Source organism: Rhodococcus sp. 14-2496-1d, assembly GCF_002259365.1.
In the GTDB taxonomy this organism is placed as follows: domain Bacteria; phylum Actinomycetota; class Actinomycetes; order Mycobacteriales; family Mycobacteriaceae; genus Rhodococcoides.
This window is the reverse complement of sequence record NZ_NPFV01000017.1, coordinates 242631-265448: the sequence shown is the minus strand read 5'-3', so window position 1 is coordinate 265448 and position 22818 is coordinate 242631. Positions and strand designations below refer to the sequence as shown.

The window sequence follows — 22818 nt, the reverse complement described above, 5'->3', positions numbered from 1 at the left end:
GTGGGTAAGCGGGCGGGTGGACAGACGACAACGGGCGAGCCTCTCGAAAGAGGATCGCCCGTTGTGTGGAGCTGGTGGAGCTACTCGCTGTCGCTGTCTCCGGTGGCCTTGGCCAGATCGACCGGGACCTCGTCGGGGACGATGATCGCCTTCTTCTCACCGCGGAAAGTGAACTTCGCGTCCTCGCCTGCGCCTTCGCCGTCCCAGTTCTCGACGTCGACCAGGATGATCTGGCCGGCTTCGATCTCGCCGAAGAGAATCTTCTCCGACAGCTGGTCCTCGATCTCGCGCTGGATGGTGCGACGCAGTGGCCGCGCACCCAGAACGGGGTCGAATCCGCGCTTGGCGAGCAACGACTTCGCCTTCTCGGTGACCTCGATCGCCATGTCCTTGTTCTTGAGCGCACCTTCGACTCGGTTGAGCATGAGATCGACCATCTGGATGATCTCGTCCTTGGTGAGCTGGTGGAACACGACGATGTCGTCGATACGGTTGAGGAACTCGGGGCGGAAGTGCTTCTTCAACTCGTCGTTGACCTTGAGCTTCATCCGCTCGTAGTTCGATCCGGTGCCTTCGCCCGAGGAGAAGCCGAGGCCGACTGCCTTCGAGATGTCCGAGGTACCGAGGTTCGAGGTGAAGATGAGCACGGTGTTCTTGAAGTCGACCGTGCGTCCCTGGCCGTCGGTGAGACGACCGTCTTCGAGCACCTGCAGGAGGGTGTTGTAGATCTCCTGGTGTGCCTTCTCGATCTCGTCGAACAGCACGACGGAGAACGGCTTGCGACGGACCTTCTCGGTGAGCTGGCCGCCCTCTTCGTACCCGACGTATCCGGGAGGAGCACCGAACAGGCGCGACGCGGTGAAGCGGTCGTGGAACTCGCCCATGTCGATCTGGATGAGTGCGTCGTCCTCGCCGAAGAGGAAGTTCGCCAGAGCCTTCGACAGCTCGGTCTTACCGACACCGGACGGGCCGGCGAAGATGAACGAGCCCGACGGACGCTTCGGGTCCTTCAGTCCTGCACGGGTACGACGGATCGCCTTCGAGACGGCCTTGACTGCCTCGACCTGACCGATGATCCGCTTGTGCAGCTCGTCCTCCATGCGGAGCAGACGAGTGGTCTCTTCCTCGGTGAGCTTGAAGACGGGGATGCCGGTCCAGTTACCCAGAACCTCGGCGATCTGCTCGTCGTCCACCTCGGCGATGACGTCGAGGTCACCGGAGCGCCACTGCTTCTCCCGCTCGGCGCGCTGACCGACGAGTGTCTTCTCCTTGTCGCGCAGGTTCGCAGCCTTCTCGAAGTCCTGTGCGTCGATGGCCGATTCCTTCTCCCGGCGCGCGTCGGCGATCTTGTCGTCGAACTCGCGCAGGTCTGGCGGCGCGGTCATCCGGCGGATGCGCATCCGCGCGCCCGCTTCGTCGATGAGGTCGATTGCCTTGTCGGGCAGGAACCGGTCGTTGATGTACCGGTCGGCCAGAGTGGCGGCAGCGACGAGGGCACCGTCGGTGATCGAGACGCGGTGGTGTGCCTCGTAGCGATCGCGCAGACCCTTGAGGATCTCGATAGTGTGCTCGACGGTCGGCTCGCCGACCTGGACGGGCTGGAAACGACGCTCGAGAGCGGCGTCCTTCTCGATGTACTTGCGGTACTCGTCGAGGGTGGTGGCACCGATGGTCTGCAGCTCGCCACGAGCCAGCTTGGGCTTGAGGATCGATGCTGCGTCGATGGCACCTTCGGCGGCACCTGCGCCGACGAGCGTGTGCAGCTCGTCGATGAACAGGATGATGTCGCCGCGGGTGTTGATCTCCTTGAGCACCTTCTTCAGGCGCTCCTCGAAGTCACCGCGGTAACGGCTGCCGGCCACGAGCGAGCCGAGGTCGAGGGTGTAGAGCTGCTTGTCCTTGAGCGTCTCGGGAACCTCGCCGTTGACGATGGCCTGAGCCAGGCCCTCGACGACTGCGGTCTTACCGACACCGGGCTCGCCGATGAGCACCGGGTTGTTCTTGGTGCGACGCGACAGCACCTGCATGACGCGCTCGATTTCCTTCGCGCGACCGATGACCGGGTCGAGCTTGCCTTCGAGCGCGGCCTGGGTGAGGTTGCGGCCGAACTGGTCGAGAACCAGTGACGTCGACGGGGTGCCCGCCTCGCCGCGGCCGCTGCCGCTCTCGGACGGCTCCTTGCCCTGGTAGCCCGACAGCAGCTGGATGACCTGCTGACGCACGCGGTTGAGGTCGGCTCCGAGCTTGACCAGAACCTGAGCTGCGACGCCTTCGCCTTCGCGGATCAGTCCCAGCAGAATGTGCTCGGTGCCGATGTAGTTGTGGCCGAGCTGCAGTGCTTCACGCAGGCTGAGCTCGAGTACTTTCTTGGCGCGCGGGGTGAACGGAATGTGACCGGACGGAGCCTGCTGACCCTGACCGATGATCTCCTCTACCTGGCTGCGTACTCCTTCGAGGGAGATGCCCAGCGACTCGAGAGACTTGGCTGCGACGCCTTCGCCCTCGTGGATGAGGCCGAGCAGAATGTGCTCCGTGCCGATGTAGTTGTGGTTGAGCATCCGGGCTTCTTCTTGAGCCAGGACGACAACACGCCGCGCGCGATCGGTGAACCTCTCGAACATCGCTCTCCCTCACTTCTTGGCGGGTGGTAGCTCGCCCACCAGTTCTTCTAGCGCCGCAGTGTCCAACACGCCGGGTCGCTTGTGCATTTGAAGGTAAGACTGCTTCTCACTGTAGTTGGCCGACGTGACGAACGCCGACCCTCCACCCCTGAAATGCTGCGCGACGGCCCACGTGTGCGGACTGCCTTGCCTGCTTATTGTTCATAACGCAGGCACTATGCAAAACGTTTCCCGTTCACTGTCCGCTGCTGGCGAACAGCTCTTCACCGTTCGATCAGGCCTGGGAAGGCTTGACGATGGGGAACAGGATCGTTTCGCGGATCCCCAAGCCGGTCAGTGCCATCAGCAGGCGGTCGATGCCCATGCCGGTTCCGGTGGTCGGCGGCATGCCCTGTTCCATCGCGGCGAGGAAGTCCTCGTCGAGCACCATGGCCTCGTCGTCGCCTGCCGCGGCCTGACGCGCCTGATCCTCGAAACGCTCACGCTGGATGATCGGGTCGACCAGTTCGGAGTAGCCGGTGGCCAACTCGAATCCGCGAACGTAGAGATCCCACTTCTCGGTGATGCCGGGCTTGCTGCGATGCTGACGCGTCAGCGGGGACGTCTCGACCGGGAAGTCACGGACGAACGTGGGCTCGGTCAACGCGTCGCCGACCTGGTGTTCCCACAGTTCCTCGACGAGCTTGCCGTGGCCGTAGATCGGGACGCCGTCCTTGCGCGGCACCTCGACCCCGACCTTGTCGGCGATCGCGAGCAGTTCGTCGACGGTGGTGTCGGGGGTGACGGCGAACCCGAGCGATTCGGACAACGACGGGTACATCTCGAGCGTCGTCCATTCGCCGCCGAGGTCGTAGGTGGTGCCGTCGGGCAGCGTGACGACTGTGGACCCGAGTGCGGCCATGGCCACTTCCTGGACGAGTTCACGCGTCATTTTCGCCGAGTCGTCGTACGTCCCGTAGGCCTCGTATGTCTCGAGCATCGCGAACTCCGGCGAATGCGAGGAGTCGGCACCCTCGTTGCGGAAGTTCCGGTTGATCTCGAACACCTTCTCGATGCCGCCGACGACGCAGCGCTTGAGAAACAGTTCCGGCGCGATCCGGAGGTAGAGGTCGGTGTCCATGGCATTGGAATGGGTGACGAACGGCCGAGCCGCCGCGCCGCCGTGCAAGGTCTGCAACATCGGAGTCTCGACCTCGAGGAAGCCGCGACGCTCGAGTGCGTTGCGTAGTTCCCGGACGACGGCGATGCGCTTGCGGGCGGTTTCCCTGGCCTCCGGACGCGTGATCAGATCCAGATACCGCTGCCGAATGCGCGTCTCTTCGTTCAGTTCCTTGTGCGCGACGGGCAACGGACGCAACGACTTCGATGCGATCTGCCACGCGTCGGCCATCACGGACAGCTCGCCGCGGCGGGAGCTGATCACCTCGCCGTGTACGAACACGAAGTCGCCGAGATCGACGTCGGACTTCCATTCCGCGAGAGCGTCCTCGCCGACACCCGCCAGGCTGATCATCGCCTGCAGCTGGGTGCCGTCACCCTCTTGCAAGGTGGCGAAGCACAGCTTGCCGGTGTTGCGGACGAAGATGATGCGGCCGACGACTCCGACGATCAGGCCGGTGGTCGTATCGGGTTCGAGTTCGGGGAACTCGGTGCGGATCTCGAGCAGCGAATGGGTCCGCGGGACGGACACCGGATATGCCTCGACCCCGCGCTCGAGCAGCGCGGCGCGCTTGGCACGACGAATCCGTAGTTGCTCCGGGGTGTCGTCGGCCTGCTGGGTGGAAGCTGTGTCAGTCACGCGCACACACTTTACAGTCCGATCCGGTGCGGACGATCAGTGCGCAGCGACGGCCTCGGCCTCACGGACGCAGTGCTTCGCCTGGGTGAGTACACCGAGCAGTCCTGCCGACTTCAGCGCCTGGTAACCGCCGACCAGATCGGTGGACCGGTGCAGACCCAGCAGCTTGAGCGACGCGGCGGCGAGAGACGAGGTGTAACCCTCGGAGCAGATGACGATCCATTCGACGTCGTGGTCGACGGCGATCGCCAGGCGCGCATCGCTCGTCGGGTCCAGACGCCATTCGAGGACGTTGCGTTCGATGGCGAGCGCCCCGGGCAGCGTTCCCTCGACGGCGCGCTGCGCCTGGGGGCGGATGTCGACGACGACGGCTCCGCGGTCGACGGCGTCGCGCAGCTCGAAGACGGTCATTCGGTCGATGGTTTCGCGTGCGGATTCGAGCATTTCGACAATGGTCATGGCGGGGATGGTCACAGCGTGGCCTTCTCGGGTTCGTCGGTGAGCTCGCTACGGGTGCGACGCAGCGTGGACCGTTCGGTCACTTCGTAGTAGGACATCGCCGTCAGGGGCGGCGAGTAGGCGTGGACGCTGAGGGTGGGGCCGGTCGTGGTGGACGCCGGATCGTGCATCACGTCGTGAACCCAACCGAGCGGGAACGACGCCTGATCACCGGCGTCGAGGTGACGCTCCTTCAGTCCTGTTCCGGCCCAACGATATTCGAGAAGCGAGCCGCTGAGAACGGTGAGCGCACCGAGCGATCCCGCGTGATCGTGCAGTTCGGTGGAACGATCGGGAACCCAGCTGATCAACCAGACGTCGAGGTCGTCGTCGGAATGCAGTCGGGCGGCCCAACGCTCGTCGGTCGGCCAGCGGCCGCCGCCGGGAAGCAGGTGGTCGAAGCGGCCCTCGAGGACGTCGGATGCGCCCTGGTCGGTGATGCGCAGCAGGTCGGGTGGGCGCAACCGGGTCGGAAGCGTCGAGACCGAGCGCGACGACAAAGGGGTGCGCGAAGGTACGGAAAGTACAGGTGTGGAAAGCATGAAGCTCTACTCCAGGGGTGTGTACGAACGAGGCAGGGTTCAGCCTCGACAACACTCCTGGGTGGCCATGCACGTCATCACGCCGACGATTCTGGCACACCATCGCACGATGCGCCAGCCGTTCAGCGGGGGCGTCGTTTGGCCATGTTGCGTTCGTAGACCAGACGCAGCCCCTCGAGTGTCAGGTCGGGTTCGTGGTGCTCGATGGTCATCGACTCGGGCAAGATCAACGCTGCGATGTCTCCGGTACCGATGATGGCGACGTCCGCGCCCGTCACCTCGGGAACCTCTCGTCGAATTCGCCCGACGAGGCCGTCGACCAGACCGGCGAACCCGAAGATGGTGCCCGACTGGATGCACTCCACGGTGTTCTTGCCCAGTACCGAACGGGGCCGGATCATCTCCACCTCACGCAGCGTGGCCGTGCGAGTGGACATGGCCGACGCGGACATCTCCAGCCCGGGAGCGATGGCACCGCCGAGAAATTCCCCCTTGGCCGAGACGACGTCGACGCAGGTGGTGGTTCCGAAATCCACCACGATGCACGCCGTTCCGTACAGGTCGTGTGCGGCAAGGGTATTGACGATGCGATCGGCACCGACCTCTTTGGGATTGTCGACCAGCAACGGCACGCCGGTCCGCACGCCGGGTTCGACCATCACGTGCACCACGTGATCCCAGTAGCGCGCGAGCATCGTCCGCATCTCTCGAAGCACCGACGGAACGGTCGACAGTGCGGTGATTCCGGTGATCTGTTCCGCGTCCTCACCCAGCAGGCCGCGCAGCATCAGTGCCAGTTCATCGGCCGTCACATGAGGGTCGGTGCGAATGCGCCAGTCTCGCAGTAGCTTCGAATGATCACCGGTGCCGGTGAACAGGCCGACCACGGTACTGGTGTTGCGTACATCGATCGCGAGGAGCATCGAATCAGACCAGCACGGAATCGGCCCGCAGATCGCGCGGTGTGATCAGACCCGAGCCCGCGGGCGCATGAGCCGGATCGCTTCCCAGCTCGACGGGCCGGTTCTTCTCGTCGACGAACACCACCCTCGGCGCGTAGTCGGCCACCTCCTGCTCGTTCATCACGCCGTAGGCGATCAGGATCACCAGGTCACCCGGATCGACCAGATGTGCTGCAGCGCCGTTGATCCCGATGACACCGCTGCCGCGCTCACCGGTGATCACGTACGTTTCGAGCCGCGCACCGTTGTCGATGTCGACGATGGTGACCTGTTCGCCTTCGAGCAGGTCGGCTGCCTCCATCAGATCCTGATCGACGGTCACCGAGCCCACGTAGTGCAGATCGGCGTGCGTGACGGTGGCGCGATGGATCTTGGACTTCATCATTGTTCGAAACATGTTGTGCCCTCAGCTCTTCGGATCGTCGGGACTAATTTTTTCTGGTCGTTCCGCAGGCTCCACTCCTGCCTCCAGAAAACCGGTGCCGACTGCGACACCGACATTGTCGATCAATCTCGTGGTGCCGACCTTGGCCGCCACGAGCAGTCTGCCGTCCCCACGTTCGGGAGCCGGACCGAGATGCGGGTCACGCACCTCCAGGTAGTCGACCTGCACCAGCGGAGCCTCGTCCAGAACGGCACGCGCAGTGGCGATGATGGCCTCGACTCCCCCGGCCGCGGCGTGCGCCCCGGCGACCAGCGCGGCCGACAGCGCCATCGCAGCGTCACGCTGCTCGGGGTCCAGGTAGCGATTACGCGAGGACAGCGCAAGACCATCCTGCTCGCGAACCGTCGGGACCCCGATGACGGCGACGTCGAAGTTCAGATCGCGCACCATCTGCCGGATCAGTGTCAGTTGCTGGTAGTCCTTCTCGCCGAAGTACGCGCGATGTGGAGCCGCGATCTGCAGCAGCTTGGCCACCACGGTGAGCATTCCGGCGAAATGCGTTGGCCTGCTCGAGCCTTCGAGCTCTGCGCCGAGCGGTCCGGGATTGACGGTGGTGCGCGGACCCGACGGATACATGTCCGACGCCGACGGCGCGAAGACCAGTTCGACGCCCTCCTCACGCAGCAACGCGACATCGGCGTCGAGGGTGCGCGGGTAGGCATCGAGGTCCTCACCCACACCGAACTGCAGCGGGTTGACGAAGATCGACACGATCACCACCGCACCGGTGAGCTTGGCCTGCCGCACCAACTGCACGTGCCCGGCGTGCAGCGCGCCCATGGTCGGAACCAGAGCGACCTGCTTCCCGACGCCCCGAAGTGCTTTCGACACCGACGTGATCACCGCAGGATCGTGGTGAACCGTCAACTGTCCCTTGGTGTAGCTGCCCGCGAGGGTCATCGATTGCCTTCCAGAAGTTCGATCAGGTCTGCCTTGGCACCGATCCGCTGCGCCGATCGCAAGGACAGCGCGCGGTATCCGGCTGCGATCCTCGAATCCACGGATTCGAGCACGTCGAGATGCTTGCCGACGGCCGCGGTATCGCCGCGGGCCACCGGCCCGGTGAGCGCCGACTGTCCGTTGCGCAGAGCATTGTCCAGCGCAGCTTCGAGCAGTGGAGCCAGAACACGCTCGGGCACACCGCGTTCGGAATCCGAACCGGGAAAACCCGGTCCGGCCAATGCAACTCGGAGGGCTTCGACCGCGTCGACCACAAGCGTGACGAGGTGATTGCTGCCGTGCGCGAGCGCGGCATGGTAGAGCGGCCGATTGTTCTCGGGCACGTGCACCGGCTCGCCGCCGATCTCGAGCACCAGGGCCTGCGCCACCGCGTAGCCGATCTCGTCGCCTGCGGTGATGCCGAAGCACGCCGCCGTCATCCGGTCGGTGTCCTCGACTCCGCCGCTGAACGTCATGGCCGGGTGGATCGCCAACGGCACGGCACCGAGAGCGGACAGCGGCTCGAGCACCGAGATCCCGTTCGCGCCGGAGGTGTGCACCACCAACTTTCCCGGTGCCACCGCTCCGGTGGACGCCAGGCCCGCCACGATCGATGCCAACTCGCTGTCCGGTACCGCCAGGATCAGCAGTTCGGCGCGACGAGCAACCTCGTCGACGGGCAGCACCTGGGACTCGGGGAGCCGCTCACGCACCCGCGTGATGGACGCGTCCGACACGGCAGCGGCACCGACGACCACATGCCCGACGCGTTCGAGCGCCTCACCGAATGCGGTACCGACCCGTCCCGCCGAGACGACACCGACCGTCAAGCGAGCCGGAGACAGACCACCAGTGAACCCGGATGAGGTCACCGAAAATTTCCTCTCGTTCGTTCCAGTCCCGCTCTGCGGGTACCGGACGTCCTGCACGGAACAATAGCGACCGCGACCCCTCGCGGGCCATGGAAGAACTGTGTGATCTGGTTCTCAGTCTGCGCGACGGCGACGCCGGCGTGTGCCCGGGTCGGTCGTGGCCGCATCTCCGGACCCTCCGCCTTGCAGTCCGGCCATGATCTCGGCGACGGATCGACCGTTCGAGTGTGCGCCCGACGCATCCTCGTCGTCGGTCGACTCCGCGCGCCTACGACCGCGTCGGGGCGAGACGGACGTGTCCTCAACCGATGTCCGGTAGTCGTGATCGGCCGCGAAGAACGCGTCCGCCGATTCACGCAGCGAGGCGCGCGACGCAGAGAGGGCGTCGCCGTTCCGGTCCGCGGCAGGCTCGGTTTCGTACGCTTCGGCCGGCTCGGCCGAGAACGACTCTGCGGCATACGACTCCGCGGAGAACGAACCCGTGGAGTACGAACCGACCGAATCGACCTCCGTGTGTTCGGTCTCGGCTGTGGCCTGCGGCTCTGGCTCCGCCTCGGGTTCCGGCTCGGCCCCAGGTCGACGCGTCTGCTCGAAGTCGTATGCGGTGAAAGGGGAGCTGGGCGGCGTCACGCGCCCCGCCGGTCTCGGTGCGCCGTAGGGACGGGCCTGTGCTGCAGGTCGCTCGTACGGGTCCGCGTCCGTGTCGGAGGCGTCGGTGTCGGAGGCGTCCGTGTCGTGACTCGTCTCCTCGAACGAATCATCGGCGTACGAATCCTGGGCCGATTCGGCAGCCGACGATGCCGCTGCTGAAGCCGTGGCCTGCGGCATCTCGTCCGGATCCTCGGGGTACACCACCGACGTCTCGGCTGTGACCGGCTCGTCGTAGGGAGTTCCGACTCCGTTGAGGCCGGTTCCCGGTGCCATCGAACCGTTGCCGCGACCGGGGACGTACAGGCCGGACGGTGCAGGTTGGTAGCTGTCGTACCCGCGTCCGCCGAGTTCTTGCATCCTCATCGCTTCGGCACGCAGTGCGACACGTTCGGTGGGCAGATTGCCGTCGAAGAGCACCTGCAGGTTCTGGCGGAGGGCAGCGAGTTCGTTGCGCAGTGCTGCGACCTCGTCGATCTCGAGCTGCGATTCGCTGCGAACCCGGGCTTCGACGTTCATCTCGTACTCGCGTCGCGCCGAGATCTCCCGAGCCAACTGCAACTCGTAGACCGTCTGCAGATCCTTGGCCTTGATCTGATCGGCGGCCGCCTCGCGCCGGTATTTGGTCATCGCGAACGCACCGATCACCGCAGCCCACAGCGCCGAAAGGACACCGACCCTCATCCACTGCACGCTCTCGGTGAAGAGCAACAACACGCTGGCGATGATGCCGAACACGACGAGCGCCGCGAGGAACAGCTGGCTCGCACTACGCCTCTTACGGCGTCCCTTCTTTGCGCGAGTCTGATCTGTCATGTTCACAAGGGTAACTGGCAAATCGTTCGCAAATAGTCATCCTCGACCGATCACTTGCACAACCGAGGTAACAATCAAATGTTTCGAGCGTTACCGAGAACGCTCGTCGTCACGGTCTTCCGGGGTACGGCAGCACTGTTCGAGCCACACCGCGGCAGCGACGACGGCCAGTCCCGCCACGAGCGCGACGACGGCTCCGGCCCTGTCCGACGACGCTGCCCGCACCGTCGCCGCACGCGGTATCACGTACACCAGAAACCCGACGCACACTCCGACGACAGCGGTCCCCACCAGCATCGATGCCTTGGCCAACACCAACGCCCTGAACACAGTCAACGGGTGCAGATCGTGCAGGCCGCTGCCCACCCGATGCTCGGCGATGCGGTTGCGAACGATCACCGCGGTGACCACTTGCACCACCGCGACCAGATACAACGACGCCCCGGCGTACACCGGAATCGGAGGCAGCGAGCCGTAGAAGACCCGAACCAGCAACCACGTGCCTATCGAGGCGACCAGGAAAAGACCCAGGACATCCCAGACCTTGGTGGGATTGGTCACCACGACCCATCACCGACGCCTTCGTGCTCTTCCGGTCGTTCCTGCAGGCTCCACTCCTGCTGGACAACTCCCGCACGCTCCTCCGGACTCAGTCGCGCGAGCAATTCGGTCACCGGCACATCGTCGTCGCCGACGCGCAGGGTGGCGTCCGGTTCGACGTCCAGCCACGGCAGCAGGACGAACGCCCGCTCGTGCGCGCGCGGGTGCGGAAGGATCAGACGAGGGTCCTCGCTGATCAGGTTCTCGCACACCACCACGTCGACGTCGAGGCTCCGCGGTCCCCACCGCTGGACTCGAACGCGATCGGCCGCCTCCTCGAGGCGCTGCCCGAAGCGCAACCAATCCCAGGCGTCGAACGCTTCGTCCTCGGCCACCACGACGGCATTGAGGAAGTCCTGCTGCTCGACGCCGCCCCAGGGAGCGGAGCGATAGACCGGCGAGCAGGCCACCAGCCGTGGACCTAATTCGGTTGTGACAGAACGCAAGTGGGCCAGCGAATCACCGACGTTGCTGCCTATGGACAGCAACGCCCGGGTCACGACCGCTCCCGGTACGCCACCACGGCAACGTCCCCGAACGTCAACGGGATGGGTGCCGACGGCTTGTGCAGCACCACTTCCACCGCGTCGACGCGTGAGTCGTACGCCAGCACGACCTCGGCGATCTCGGCCGAGACCGTCTCGATCAGGTCCCTCGACGGGCCAGCGACGACAGCCGCGGCGTGCTCGGCCAGTTCTCCGTAGTGCAGGGTTCGCGTCAGGTCGTCGGTCTCGGCCGCGGGCCGCAGGTCCATCCAGACGGTGATGTCGACGACGAAGTCCTGCCCGTCTCGCTTCTCGAAGTCGAAGACGCCGTGATTGCCGCGCACCGTCAGGCCACGCAGTTCGATGCGGTCGCCGCGACGCGTCCCGGTGCCGACGCGGCTGCTGATCTCGCTCATGCCCGATCACCCTGCCATGCCCGTACGACCGCCACCGCGTCGAGTGACGCTCGAACGTCGTGCACGCGCACACCCCACGCTCCCCCGGCGACGGCGAGCGCCGACACCACGGCCGTGGCGACCTCTCGCCCGTCCGGCGGTCGCGGAGCACCGTCGTCGTCCGCCAGCAGTGATCCGAGGAATCGCTTCCTGGAGGCACCGACGAGAACCGGGAAGCCGGCCGACACCAGATCGGGGAGGCCACGGAGCAGTTGCCAGTTGTGCTCGGCGTTCTTGGCGAAGCCGAGGCCCGGGTCGAGCACGAGCATCGCGGTGTCCACTCCTGCGGCCACTGCGTGGTCGACCTGTTCGAGCAGTTCGCTGCGGACGTCGGCGACCACGTCGTGGTACCGATCGGCCGGACCGGCGTGCCGGTATTCGGATCCGGCGGCTCGCCAGTGCATCAGGATCCACGGCAATCCGCCGTCCGCAACCACCCCGGCCATGGCCGGATCCGCCCGACCGCCCGAGACGTCGTTGACGATCGATACCCCGGCCTCGATCGCGGCCTCGGCGACCGAGGCACGCATGGTGTCGACGCTGGTGGCCACCCCTGCTTCGGCGAGCGCAGCGATGACCGGTACGACACGCTGCGCCTCGAGTGTCGGATCGATCCGGTCTGCTCCGGGCCGCGTCGACTCACCACCGACGTCGACTATGTCGACGCCGCGACGATGCATCGCCAACCCGTGTTCGACGGCAGCGTCGACGTCGAGGTATCGACCGCCGTCGGAGAACGAATCGGCAGTGACGTTGAGTACACCCATGACGACGGGTGCCGGGGGGATACTTCGCGCCGGGCTCATCGGGAATCGACCGGACGCGTCATTTCCGCAGAATCAGGTCCAGAGCTTCCGAACGCGACGCCGCGCTGGACTGCAACAGACCCCGCACCGCGGAGGTGGTGGTACTGGCACCCGGCTTGCGAATCCCGCGCATGGCCATGCACAGGTGCTCGGCCTCGATCACGACGATCGCACCGCGCGGGTCGAGCTTGCGCATCAACGCGTCGGCGATCTGGCTGGTCAGACGCTCCTGCACCTGCGGGCGCTTGGCGTACATGTCGACCACGCGCGCCAGCTTCGACAGGCCGGTGACCTTGCCGCTCTTGCCAGGGATGTAGCCGACGTGTGCAACGCCATGGAACGAGACCAGGTGATGCTCGCACGTGGAGAACATGGGGATGTCGCGGACGAGAACCAGTTCCTGGTGCCCCTCGTCGAACGTCGTGTTCAGCGCAGTGTCCGGGTCGGTGTAGAGCCCGGCGAAAATTTCGCGGTAGGAACGCGCGACGCGGGCCGGGGTGTCGAGCAGACCTGGACGGTCGGGATCCTCGCCGACGGCGATCAACAGCTCCCGCACGGCGGCCTCGGCGCGAGGCTGGTCGAAGACCGCGCCGGTGGCGTAGGCCACTGTCTCTTCCACTGCCCTCTGCTGCGCTGCTGGGACTTCTGCCGAGTCGATTGCCGACTCGTCGGTCCGGTTGACTGACACGAGAACGTACCTCCGGTTGGGCTCCGCGAATGTGACAGCTGGGCCGAACTGCACCTGTTCTTCACGAGCAGCTGCGTCGACCTTCAGCACGGTTCGAACGACGGACTGGGCCGACCGAAAGGGTCGACCCAGCCAGCCTAATGATGGACCTAGCGGTACGAACCGCCCGGCCCTTCCCAGCGTTGCGTCCTCGGACCTTCGTCGCCGTCGTCCTCGGCTCGCTCGTCTCGCCGCGAGTCCTCGGACGGGCTGCTCGCGGAACGATCGTCTCCGGGCAGCGGATAGCTCTGCGACGGAGTCGGAACCTCCCAGGTGGGAGGTGACGCCTCGGCCGGTGCAGCATCGTTCTGGTTCTGGCCGTACGGGGGCTCGTGCCGAGAGGTACGACCCTGGTCCCGAGCGTCCGGCCGGAACGGATCCGGCTGATACTGCGGCTGCTGATATTCCGGTGGTTGATTCGAAGGCGGTTGATTCGACGGTGCAGCGGTCGGCGGTTGATACGCCTGTGGCTGCTGATAGGTGGGGTGCTGTCGGTACGCCGGTGGCTGTCCCTGCGGCGGCTCGTACCGATTCTGGTCCGGTCGATCCGATTCCGACTGCTCGCGGTTCGGTTGGTTCGCAGCAGGCGGCGTGGTCGGTCCCTGGTAACGGGGAACCGCGGACTGCTCACGCGGAGGCCATCCCGGAGCCGACCATCCGGCGGGGGCACCGTAATCGGGACGCGAGCCCTGGCTCGGGCCACTCGGGCGCGGGTCCTGCCTGCGATAGCCCTCGGAGTATCCGCCCCCGTTGGGAGCTCCTCCGTTGACCGGGCCGCCGTAACCTCCGTTGGGCCCACCGTTGTAGCCGCCGCCGTTGAAGCCGCCGGTTACCGGGGCGCTGCGTCGCCCACCGGTGTTGGGCGCATCGACGTCGCCGGTGCTCGGCGATCCGTTGACCGGGCCACCGTTGGTCGGAGCGCCGTTCGACGGGGCACCGTTGGTGGGTGCGCCGTTGGTCGGAGACCCGTTGTATCCGTTGCTTCCGTTCGGGTAGCCACCCTTGCTCAGCTGCGGCGAACCGGCGTAGCTGGGCTGCGGAAACTGTTGCGGCGGAAGCTGCTTCGGGGCCGGCGGCACCGGAGGCCACGGCTCGCCGCGCTCGGCGGCGAGTTCGCGAGGAGTCTTGACCGGCGGCTTGTCCGAGGGCTTGCGATCACCGAAGTCGTTGAACAGCGTGATGCGCGGACGCTTGGTGACGCTGTGGAAGATCTTCTCGAGGTCCTTGCGGGTGAGCGTCTCGCGTTCGAGCAGCTCCGAGGCAAGGGTGTCGAGCAGGTCGCGGTACTCGTTGAGGATGGCCCACGCCTCGGTGTGCGCCGCCTCGATGAGCTTGCGCACCTCCTCGTCGATCTCGCGGGCGACCTCGTGCGAGAAGTCGGACTGCTGACCCATCGACCGGCCGAGGAACGGGTCACCCTGTTCCTGTCCGTAGCGAACGGCTCCGAGCTTGCTGCTCATGCCGTACTCGGTGACCATCGCACGAGCGATCTTGGTGGCCTGGTCGATGTCCGAGGACGCACCGGTGGTCGGCTCGTGGAAGACGAGCTCCTCGGCCGCGCGGCCACCCATGGCCATGACGAGGCGAGCGATCATCTCCGACCGCGTCATCAGGCCCTTGTCGTCCTCGGGCACCGTCATCGCGTGACCGCCGGTGCGACCGCGAGCGAGGATGGTGACCTTGTAGACGGGCTCGATGTCGGGCATCGCCCACGCCGCGAGAGTGTGACCACCCTCGTGGTACGCGGTGATCTTGCGTTCGTGCTCGCTGATGATGCGGCTCTTGCGGCGCGGGCCACCGACGACGCGGTCCACCGACTCCTCGAGGGATGCCTCGGTGATGACGGTGCCGTTCTCGCGGGCGGTGAGCAGTGCCGCTTCGTTGATGACGTTCGCCAGGTCGGCACCGGACATTCCGACGGTTCGCTTGGCGAGACCTTCGAGGTCGGCGTCCTGCGCAACGGGCTTGCCCGCGGAGTGCACCTTCAGGATCGCCCGACGGCCGGCCAGGTCGGGGGCACCGACCGGGATCTGCCGATCGAAGCGGCCCGGACGCAACAGTGCGGGGTCGAGGATGTCGGGGCGGTTGGTGGCGGCGATAAGGATGACGCCGGTGCGCTCACCGAAGCCGTCCATCTCGACGAGGAGCTGGTTGAGCGTCTGTTCGCGCTCGTCGTGACCGCCGCCCATGCCTGCGCCGCGCTGACGACCGACGGCGTCGATCTCGTCGACGAAGATGATGCAGGGGCTGTTCTGCTTGGCCTGCTCGAACAGGTCGCGCACGCGGGACGCGCCGACACCGACGAACATCTCGACGAAGTCCGAGCCGGAGATGGTGAAGAACGGCACGCCTGCCTCGCCCGCGACGGCGCGCGCGAGCAGCGTCTTGCCGGTTCCGGGAGGGCCGTACAGCAGTACGCCGCGCGGAATCTTGGCACCGAGGGCCTGGTAGCGAGACGGGTTCTGCAGGAAGTCCTTGATCTCGTAGAGCTCTTCGACTGCCTCGTCCGCGCCCGCGACGTCGGCGAACGTGGTCTTGGGCATGTCCTTCGTCAGCTGCTTGGCCTTGGACTTGCCGAAGCCCATGACGCCACCGCGTCCGCCACCCTGCATGCGGCTCATCACGAAGATGATCACGCCGAGGATCAGCACCATCGGCAGGATCAGCAGCAGGAACGAGCTGAACCAGCTCTCCTGGGTGACGGTGGTGTTGTAGCTGGTCAACCCCTGGGAGTCGACCTTGTCGAAGATCTGCTCGGACGCCGAGTCCGGGTACTTCGCAATGATCTGAGTTTCGTTGCCCGAGGCCTCGTTGGCCTCTTTGAGCGTCAGCCGAATCTGTTGCTCACGGTCGTCGATCTGCGCGGACTCGACATTGCGGTCGTCGAGCTGGGCGATCGCCACCGAGGTGTCGACCGTCTTCCAATCCCGCGTGTCGTTACCGAAGTAGCTGAAGGCATAGATCACCAACAGAATGCCGAAAACGATGGCAAGATTTCGTATTACTGTCTTCCGATTCATACAGCTTCAGCCGAGTCGGCCGTGTCCTTTCAGTCCGCTCCAGCGCGCTGGCTGCTCCCTGCCCGCCGGATACTCCAGGCTAGCGCGAGACTCGGACATCTGACTCGCTCTTACCTGGCGCTGTGCGTCCACGCACCTGTTTGCGTCGACGCTCCTTCCCCTCCAACGACTGCACTCCCCCGGCAGTTCCCCACCTGATGGGCACCTTATCCGCATCGATGGACCATTGCATGCGTCTCCGCGCGGCAATGGTCCATTCACGCGGGCGGGGTGGACCGAACGAACGAACTCAGCTGTAGACCTTGGGATCGAGTAGGCCGATGTACGGCAGGTCCCGGTAGCGCTCGTTGTAGTCGAGGCCGTAGCCGACGACGAATTCGTTGGGGATGTCGAAGCCCACGTTCGCGACCTCCACGTCGACCTTGATGGCGTCGGGCTTGCGCAGCAACGTCACCACCGACAGCGAGGCAGGCGAGCGGGTCGCGAGGTTGCGCTTGAGCCAGCTCAGCGTCAGACCGGAGTCGATGATGTCCTCGACGATCAGCACGTGGCGTCCAGTGATGTCGCGGTCGAGGTCCTTGAGGATCCGGACGACGCCCGACGACGAGGTGGACGACCCGTAGGAGCTGACCGCCATGAACTCGAGCTGCGCCGGGATGGGCAATGCGCGCGCGAAGTCGGTCATGAACATGATCGCGCCCTTGAGGACGCCGACCAGGAGCAGGTCACCTTCCGGCGAGCCTTCGGGATACCGCTGGGCGATCTCTTCTGCGAGTTCTGCAGTGCGTGCTTTGATCTGTTCCTCGGAAATGAGAACCGATTCGATGTCGCCCTCGTACACGGGGTTTCCCTTCATTCGTTCTCCAGGCCGACGCTCAGCCTGCCATGCCGACGCGAGCACACCAACCTGGCGTCGGACGTTCCTCCTGGCAGCGCGACTCCGCCCTGACCCGTCCACCGCCCGACGAGGGCATCGACGGCCCGAATCTGCCGGTCGGTCAGCGACGTCACACCTCGACCGAGCAACCATCGACGCAGCACTCGCCTGCGAACGGCGGGAGCGAGCGGGTCGAGTGCAGCGACCTCGAGGTCCGGCGCATCGGTATCGACGACGGACTCGGCCATCGCGTCGAGGACCCGGCCGTCCTCGCGCAACTGCTCGGCGGTCCGCGCGAGTGCAGCGGCGACACCACCGCCGAGCACATTCTCGAGCAGGGGCAGCACCTCGTGACGCAACCGCACCCGGGTGAAGTCGGCGTCGATGTTGTGCGGATCCTCGAACGGCTCGATCCCCAGCTCGACGCAGGCAGCCCGGGTCACGCTCCGCCTCACTCCGAGCAGCGGCCGGCCCCACGGCGCATCGAATGCCGCCATCCCGGCGATCGACCGCGGTCCCGATCCGCGCCCCAACCCGAGCAGCACCGTTTCGGCCTGATCGTCGAGGGTGTGCGCCACCAGCACCGACGCGTCGCCGCGGGCTTGGTTCAACGCGTCGTACCTGGCTCGGCGGGCGGCTGCTTCCATCCCTCCCGAACCGCTCACCTGCACCGTCAGAACCCGCGCGTCGGCGACACCGAATTCCAGAGCGTGCGCCGCCGCAGTCGAGGCCACCTGCGCCGAGCCGGCCTGCAGACCGTGATCGACGATCAACGCGAGCACACCCGGAGCCTCCGCTACGGTCGCCGCGGTCAACGCCAACGAATCCGCTCCACCGGACAACGCGACGGCGACAGGACCGGGGTGGGCGGCGAGCCACGCGCGCACCGCATGCCTGACCTCGAGCAGCGCGGGGCCTTCGGGTAGCCGCGTGGGCATCAGCCCAGAACTCGGGCGATCCAGGCGTCGGGGTCCTCGATCTCCGACAGCAACGGCAGGGTGTCGGGCCCGGTCCACACGGTGTTGAAGCGTTCCATCCCCACCGTGGCGACGACGTGATCGACGAACGCCTTGCCGCGCACGTACTGCGCCATCTTCGCGTCCATGCCGAGCAGTGCCCGGACGACGCGTTGCAGCGGGTTCACCTTGCGTTGCCTGCGCTGATCGAACGCACCACGGATCTGCGTCACGGTCGGCACGACGGCCGGTCCGACGGCGTCCATCACGTGGTCGGCGTGGCCTTCGAGCAGGGTGCCCAGCACCAGGAGTCGGTCGATGGCGTCGCGCTGGGGCTGCGGTTGGGTGGCGCGCAGGAGTCCGACGATGCCTGCGTCCTCGGACCTGGTGGACCCGCTCGGATTCTTGCGGGCCTTCAGCGCACCGGTCAGCCGGTTGGCGACATCTGTCAGCGGCTCGTCGGTGCCGTCGGAGAGCACCCCGACGTTCTCGCGCATGTAGCCGCCGAGCCACGGCGCGGAGGAGAACTGCACTCGGTGCGTCACCTCGTGCAGGCACACCCACAACCGGAAGTCGCTCGGCGACACACGAAGCGCCCGCTCGACGGCAATCACGTTGGGCGCGACCAGAAGCAGCGTTCCGTTCTCGCCGGTGAAGGGGTCGTACTGTCCGAGAATGGCGCTGGACAGAAAGGCCAGCATCGCTCCGGCCTGCAGTCCGGCCGGCTTTCCGCCGAGCAGACCGGACGGCGGCGTACCGTCGTCGTCTCCGGTCAGGTGCTTCATCGACGACGCGGCCGCGGCGATCCAGCCGGCGCGGTCGACCACCTGGGCGTCGGGCACGGGGAGGCCGTCGGCCAGGCCGGTGGTCTCGCGAACCGGCCCCTCGGCCCGAATCGATGCGGCGGCAAGCTCTTCCACGGCCACATCGGCGGTGTAGCGCGAAGTGGCCGGACCCGGGCGGGCCAGCTTCGCTCCGGTCTTCGCCGCCACCGACCAGTCGACGGCACCGGCGAAACCGGACGTGGATTCGCCGTCTTCGGCCTTCGTTGCTGCGTCCGTGTTCACTGGCAACCACACAATCTCAGGGTCGATGCGACGGCATCGAGGGCAGGACGACTGACGTCGGGCGGCCGGTCGTTGGACATCAGCGCGAAGGTCAGGATGCGGCCGTCGACGTCGACGACGTACCCCGCCAAAGCGCTTGCAGCAGAGAGCGTTCCGGTCTTGGCGCGAACCCAGCCCGCTCCGGTTCGATCCCCCGAGGCGTACCGATCCGTCAGGGTTCCGGTCGCGCCGGCCACAGGAAGATAGTCGAGCATCGGACGCAGCGACGGCTGCTCGGTTCCCGCTGCCGACGTCAACACCTGATCGAGCAGCCTGGCCGGAATCTTGCCGTCGACCGACAGTCCGCTTGCGTCCTCGAGCGTGAGTCCGGCCATGTCGAAGCCTGCCGAGTACAGGGTCTGCCCGATCGATGCCACCGCTCCGGAAAAGCTTGCCGCCGTGTTCATTTCGAGAGAGACTTCGCGTCCTACGGCCTCGGCGAGGACATTGTCGGAGCGATAGATCATCTGCTGCAATCGGTTCCGCAGCGGCGCGGATTCGACGGATGCGATCTGATCGGCCCCGTCGACGGCCTTGCCGATCGTCACCGCTGCCGGGTCGACGCCCAGCCCAGCGGCCAGTGCGCGGCCTGCGTCCAGCGCCGGGGTTGTGCTGCGCGGCGACTCGTCGACGAGTGGGTCCGATCGTCCGCCGTCGAGCATGATCGGTTCGATCGGTGTGATGGAACCGGCGGCGATATCGGCGGGGAACCAGCCCTGCGCCATCGTGTCACCGGAATAGACGGAGGTGTCGACGCCGATGCTGCGCACCACCGTTCCGCTGCGCCGAATCTGCTCCACCAGGTCGTCGATGCGCGCCGCTCCCGGATAGAACCCGTCGGTTCCGACCGGAAGCGCGGTGAGTGTGGGGTCGCCGCCCGCGATCAGCACGATGTTGCCCTCGCCGTTGCCCTGGACCACGCGGGTGGTGACGCGGTGATCGGCCGGGAGCGCGAGCATCGCCGCGGCAGCGGTGAGGACCTTGGTGGTCGAGGCAGGCGTCATCGGAGTGTCGGGGTTCTGGGACCAGAGCACCTGACCGGTCCGTGCGTCGGCGACGGTGCCGGTGAACGTGCCGAGGGCGGGATCGTCGACCACCTGGGCCAGCGCAGCTGCCAGAGCTGCCGAGTTCGGCACCGGTGCCGATTCCGGGAACGGGGTGATCGCAGGGTCGGGCAGCACCGTCTCGGGTGGGGGCTCGATCGCGGTCTCGGCTCCGTCGGACACCGACGGCAACACGAGGGCGGCGGTCGTCGCGGCGAGGATCACGACGAACAGCGCACACAGCGTCAGGATCACGCGCTTCTTCCTGCGCCGTCGGCCCGCTGTGGGGCCGAGGAACCGTCGTGTCAGCCCCGCCACTGTTCCTCCGTATCTGCCGTGGTCGTACCCACGATCGTTCAGTCAACAGTATCCTCGGGTCCGGTAGCCTTGCGCCGCCACCATCGACACATTCGCAACGGTTCGGGCCCGGTCGGGCCCGAACGAAGACAGTGAGGACTGCACGTGCCGTTCGACGTCACCATCGAGATCCCCAAGGGGCAGCGCAACAAGTACGAGGTCGACCACGTCACCGGACGTGTTCGACTCGATCGCTACCTCTACACCGCGATGGCGTATCCAGCCGATTACGGCTTCATCGAGAACACGCTCGGCGAGGACGGCGATCCGCTCGACGCACTGGTTCTGCTGCCCGAGTCGGTGTTCCCCGGCGTCATCGTCGAAGCCCGTCCCGTGGCGATGTTCAAGATGGTCGACGAGGCCGGCGGCGACGACAAGGTGCTGTGCGTTCCCGCAGGCGACACTCGTTGGGACCACATCCAGGATCTGAGCGACGTCTCGACGTTCGAGCTCGATGCGATCAAGCATTTCTTCGTCCATTACAAGGATCTCGAACCCAACAAGCACGTCACCGGGGCAGACTGGGTGGGCCGCGCAGAGGCAGAGGCCGAAATCGCTGCATCATTCAAGCGCTTGGCGGACAATCCGGAGCACTGATCGTTTCGGCATCACACACCTCGCCCTCGGCCGAACGCCGACGAAACTAGTTTGGGGAAACGCATGACCGACAGCACTTCCAACGGTGATCGGCGCAATCTGGATTCGCGACCGATCTCGGATCCGACGCAGTTTCCCGATCTGCCGGTCACGGTCGTCCTCGACCGAATTCCGGTGCCGATCCTTGCCGTCGATCCCACCGGTGCCATCGTGTTCGCGAACGAGGCCTTCGACGATCTGTTCGGCCTGGACCGCACCGAGCGGGAGGACTTCCACCTGCACGACATCTTCCCCGACCGGGCACCGGAGGGCGTCAATGTCGCGGACATGTTCCTCACCACGGTGGCCACCCGCGCGGATTCTCTGTGGCGGATGACCGACAAGACCGGCGATATCGTGCAGGTCCGCGCCAGCAAGTCGATTCTGCGCCGCACCGAGGACACCATCGTGCTCGTCGCGTTGGAGGACTTCACCGATCAGCTGTGGAACGACCCCAAGAGCGCCTTGCGCTGACGGAAGTCACACGTTCTTCCCCGAACGACGACGGTGTACGCCGGCGGATCATTCGCCGGCATACACCGTCGCTCTGTTTCCGCCCGCGTGCTTGGACTCGTACATTGCGGCGTCGGCGTCGAGCAGAACGTTGTGCAGCAGGTCCTCCCCGTCACCCGACTCTGCTGCGTCCGACCAGCGGCTGCCGTTGATCATCGCCACACCGACGCTGACCGTCACCGGTACGTCGTCGAGCGAATCGTGGACGGATTCGCGGATCTCGTCGGCAATCGAGTGCGCCGCGGCTTCCGTGACCGGCAGCGCGATGGTGAATTCCTCACCTCCGGTGCGGGCCACACACGGCCGCGCCCCCGTGGCGCTCTTCAATCTACGAGCCGTGCGACGCAGCACGCGGTCGCCCACTGCATGGCCGTAGGTGTCGTTGACCTGTTTGAACTGATCGAGATCGACCACCATCAACGCCACCGAACGATCCGCGTCGAGCGAGGCCATCATGCGTTCGAACCGCAGTTCGAGGCCGCGCCTGTTGAGCAGGCCGGTCAGCGAGTCGGTGTTGGCGAGATCGAGTTGATGCTGAATCACGGCGCGAAACACCAGCACCGAATTGACCACCAGCAGTGTCGCGAGGGTCCTGGCGGCGGTCGACGCCAGATCGTGAGTGTCCTCCGCCAGCGCCAGCGCCGCCAGAACCACGACCGTCACATTGACGAACAGCATGTGGAATCCGAGCACTCGCCGCCGGGCGAAGTAGACGATGTAGATGCCGATCACCGCGAACAGGGCCGCCCCGTTCAGAGCCAGGTCGCGGCCGGCGAAGGTGAGCAACATCGCTGCGACGCCCACGTCGGCGTACACCACGAACCACCCGGGCATGTGCGACGCATCCAGCGAACGCCGAAGCCACCACACTCCCACCGGGACGGTCGAGATCAGCACCAGCAGACAGACGACCTTCGCGGTCGTGCACGCGGGACCGTCGTCGGAGAACATCGCGATGGCCCCGATCAGACCGAACGAGGGAACCAAGGCGGCGATCCCGAGCGCGACGCGACGTTCGAGCCTCACCGAACCGACTCGCGGTCCGCTCGCCGGACCGTGCGGCGGTCGATCGCGATCCATTGGCACCGCGCCCCCT

The 22818-nt window shown here is 66.0% G+C and carries 22 protein-coding genes; 2 read left to right on the top strand and 20 right to left on the bottom strand.

All coding sequences use genetic code 11. The features are described 5' to 3' along the window. Nucleotides 1-80 precede the first annotated feature (80 nt). The 19 genes from CH296_RS13455 to dacB all read right to left on the bottom strand — a co-directional run bounded on the left by CH296_RS13455 (nucleotide 81) and on the right by dacB (nucleotide 20534). Nucleotides 81-2621, bottom strand: a complete 2541-nt coding sequence (locus tag CH296_RS13455; RefSeq protein ID WP_032380134.1) for an ATP-dependent Clp protease ATP-binding subunit — start codon at nucleotides 2619-2621, stop codon at nucleotides 81-83. 274 nt (nucleotides 2622-2895) lie between these two features. After that, complete coding sequence (gene lysS, locus CH296_RS13450) at nucleotides 2896-4419, bottom strand: lysine--tRNA ligase (RefSeq protein WP_094684964.1); 1524 nt, start codon at nucleotides 4417-4419, stop codon at nucleotides 2896-2898. 36 nt (nucleotides 4420-4455) lie between these two features. Next, entirely contained in the window at nucleotides 4456-4878 is a 423-nt protein-coding gene (locus tag CH296_RS13445) for a rhodanese-like domain-containing protein (RefSeq protein ID WP_045200894.1), read from the bottom strand. Between the two features lie 11 nt (nucleotides 4879-4889). Then, a complete protein-coding gene (locus tag CH296_RS13440) occupies nucleotides 4890-5459 on the bottom strand; it encodes a cysteine dioxygenase family protein (protein WP_032395162.1) in 570 nt (189 codons plus the stop codon). A gap of 122 nt (nucleotides 5460-5581) precedes the next feature. Beyond that, nucleotides 5582-6382: a type III pantothenate kinase gene (locus CH296_RS13435; RefSeq protein ID WP_094628582.1), complete on the bottom strand. Its 801-nt coding sequence runs from the start codon at nucleotides 6380-6382 to the stop codon at nucleotides 5582-5584. Between the two features lie 4 nt (nucleotides 6383-6386). Beyond that, on the bottom strand, nucleotides 6387-6818 hold the full coding sequence (panD, locus tag CH296_RS13430; RefSeq protein WP_032395164.1) for an aspartate 1-decarboxylase: 432 nt from the start codon (nucleotides 6816-6818) through the stop codon (nucleotides 6387-6389). Nucleotides 6819-6827: 9 nt separating this feature from the next. Then, on the bottom strand, nucleotides 6828-7766 hold the full coding sequence (gene panC, locus CH296_RS13425; RefSeq protein ID WP_032395165.1) for a pantoate--beta-alanine ligase: 939 nt from the start codon (nucleotides 7764-7766) through the stop codon (nucleotides 6828-6830). After that, a complete protein-coding gene (locus CH296_RS13420; protein WP_032395166.1) occupies nucleotides 7763-8677 on the bottom strand; it encodes a Rossmann-like and DUF2520 domain-containing protein in 915 nt (304 codons plus the stop codon). The genes panC and CH296_RS13420 overlap by 4 nt, the downstream gene beginning before the upstream one ends. 114 nt (nucleotides 8678-8791) lie before the next feature. Further along, the gene (locus CH296_RS13415; RefSeq protein ID WP_094684989.1) at nucleotides 8792-10141 is read right to left on the bottom strand and encodes a DUF6779 domain-containing protein; all 1350 of its coding nucleotides are present in this window, start codon (nucleotides 10139-10141) and stop codon (nucleotides 8792-8794) included. A 90-nt stretch (nucleotides 10142-10231) separates the two neighbouring features. Next, on the bottom strand, nucleotides 10232-10702 hold the full coding sequence (locus CH296_RS13410) for a DUF3180 domain-containing protein (protein ID WP_094628620.1): 471 nt from the start codon (nucleotides 10700-10702) through the stop codon (nucleotides 10232-10234). Then, complete coding sequence (gene folK / locus CH296_RS13405) at nucleotides 10699-11241, bottom strand: 2-amino-4-hydroxy-6-hydroxymethyldihydropteridine diphosphokinase (protein ID WP_094684963.1); 543 nt, start codon at nucleotides 11239-11241, stop codon at nucleotides 10699-10701. Before folK ends, CH296_RS13410 begins: the two co-directional genes overlap by 4 nt. Continuing rightward, nucleotides 11238-11642, bottom strand: coding sequence for a dihydroneopterin aldolase (folB, locus tag CH296_RS13400; RefSeq protein ID WP_045198583.1), 405 nt, complete (start codon nucleotides 11640-11642; stop codon nucleotides 11238-11240). The genes folK and folB overlap by 4 nt, the downstream gene beginning before the upstream one ends. Next, nucleotides 11639-12487 (bottom strand): dihydropteroate synthase, encoded by an 849-nt coding sequence (gene folP / locus CH296_RS13395; protein WP_179277718.1) that lies wholly within the window; start codon nucleotides 12485-12487, stop codon nucleotides 11639-11641. The genes folB and folP overlap by 4 nt, the downstream gene beginning before the upstream one ends. A gap of 19 nt (nucleotides 12488-12506) precedes the next feature. After that, a complete protein-coding gene (gene folE, locus CH296_RS13390) occupies nucleotides 12507-13106 on the bottom strand; it encodes a GTP cyclohydrolase I FolE (protein ID WP_032395534.1) in 600 nt (199 codons plus the stop codon). Between the two features lie 218 nt (nucleotides 13107-13324). Then, the gene (gene ftsH / locus CH296_RS13385) at nucleotides 13325-16234 is read right to left on the bottom strand and encodes an ATP-dependent zinc metalloprotease FtsH (protein ID WP_094684962.1); all 2910 of its coding nucleotides are present in this window, start codon (nucleotides 16232-16234) and stop codon (nucleotides 13325-13327) included. A gap of 289 nt (nucleotides 16235-16523) precedes the next feature. Next, entirely contained in the window at nucleotides 16524-17075 is a 552-nt protein-coding gene (gene hpt, locus CH296_RS13380; protein WP_032395535.1) for a hypoxanthine phosphoribosyltransferase, read from the bottom strand. 11 nt (nucleotides 17076-17086) lie between these two features. Next, a complete protein-coding gene (gene tilS / locus CH296_RS13375) occupies nucleotides 17087-18049 on the bottom strand; it encodes a tRNA lysidine(34) synthetase TilS (RefSeq protein WP_094684961.1) in 963 nt (320 codons plus the stop codon). Continuing rightward, a complete protein-coding gene (locus CH296_RS13370; protein ID WP_373557280.1) occupies nucleotides 18049-19140 on the bottom strand; it encodes a zinc-dependent metalloprotease in 1092 nt (363 codons plus the stop codon). The genes tilS and CH296_RS13370 overlap by 1 nt, the downstream gene beginning before the upstream one ends. Next, nucleotides 19131-20534: a D-alanyl-D-alanine carboxypeptidase/D-alanyl-D-alanine-endopeptidase gene (gene dacB / locus CH296_RS13365; protein ID WP_094628596.1), complete on the bottom strand. Its 1404-nt coding sequence runs from the start codon at nucleotides 20532-20534 to the stop codon at nucleotides 19131-19133. The genes CH296_RS13370 and dacB overlap by 10 nt, the downstream gene beginning before the upstream one ends. Nucleotides 20535-20678: 144 nt before the next feature. On the opposite strand from dacB, the gene CH296_RS13360 reads away from it, so the two are divergent. Further along, complete coding sequence (locus CH296_RS13360; RefSeq protein WP_032395172.1) at nucleotides 20679-21170, top strand: inorganic diphosphatase; 492 nt, start codon at nucleotides 20679-20681, stop codon at nucleotides 21168-21170. Nucleotides 21171-21233: 63 nt separating this feature from the next. Next, nucleotides 21234-21683: a PAS domain-containing protein gene (locus CH296_RS13355; RefSeq protein ID WP_032395173.1), complete on the top strand. Its 450-nt coding sequence runs from the start codon at nucleotides 21234-21236 to the stop codon at nucleotides 21681-21683. Nucleotides 21684-21731: 48 nt separating this feature from the next. On the opposite strand, the gene CH296_RS13350 is transcribed toward CH296_RS13355, so the two are convergent. Beyond that, on the bottom strand, nucleotides 21732-22802 hold the full coding sequence (locus CH296_RS13350; protein ID WP_094628598.1) for a GGDEF domain-containing protein: 1071 nt from the start codon (nucleotides 22800-22802) through the stop codon (nucleotides 21732-21734). Between the last annotated feature and the right edge of the window lie 16 nt (nucleotides 22803-22818).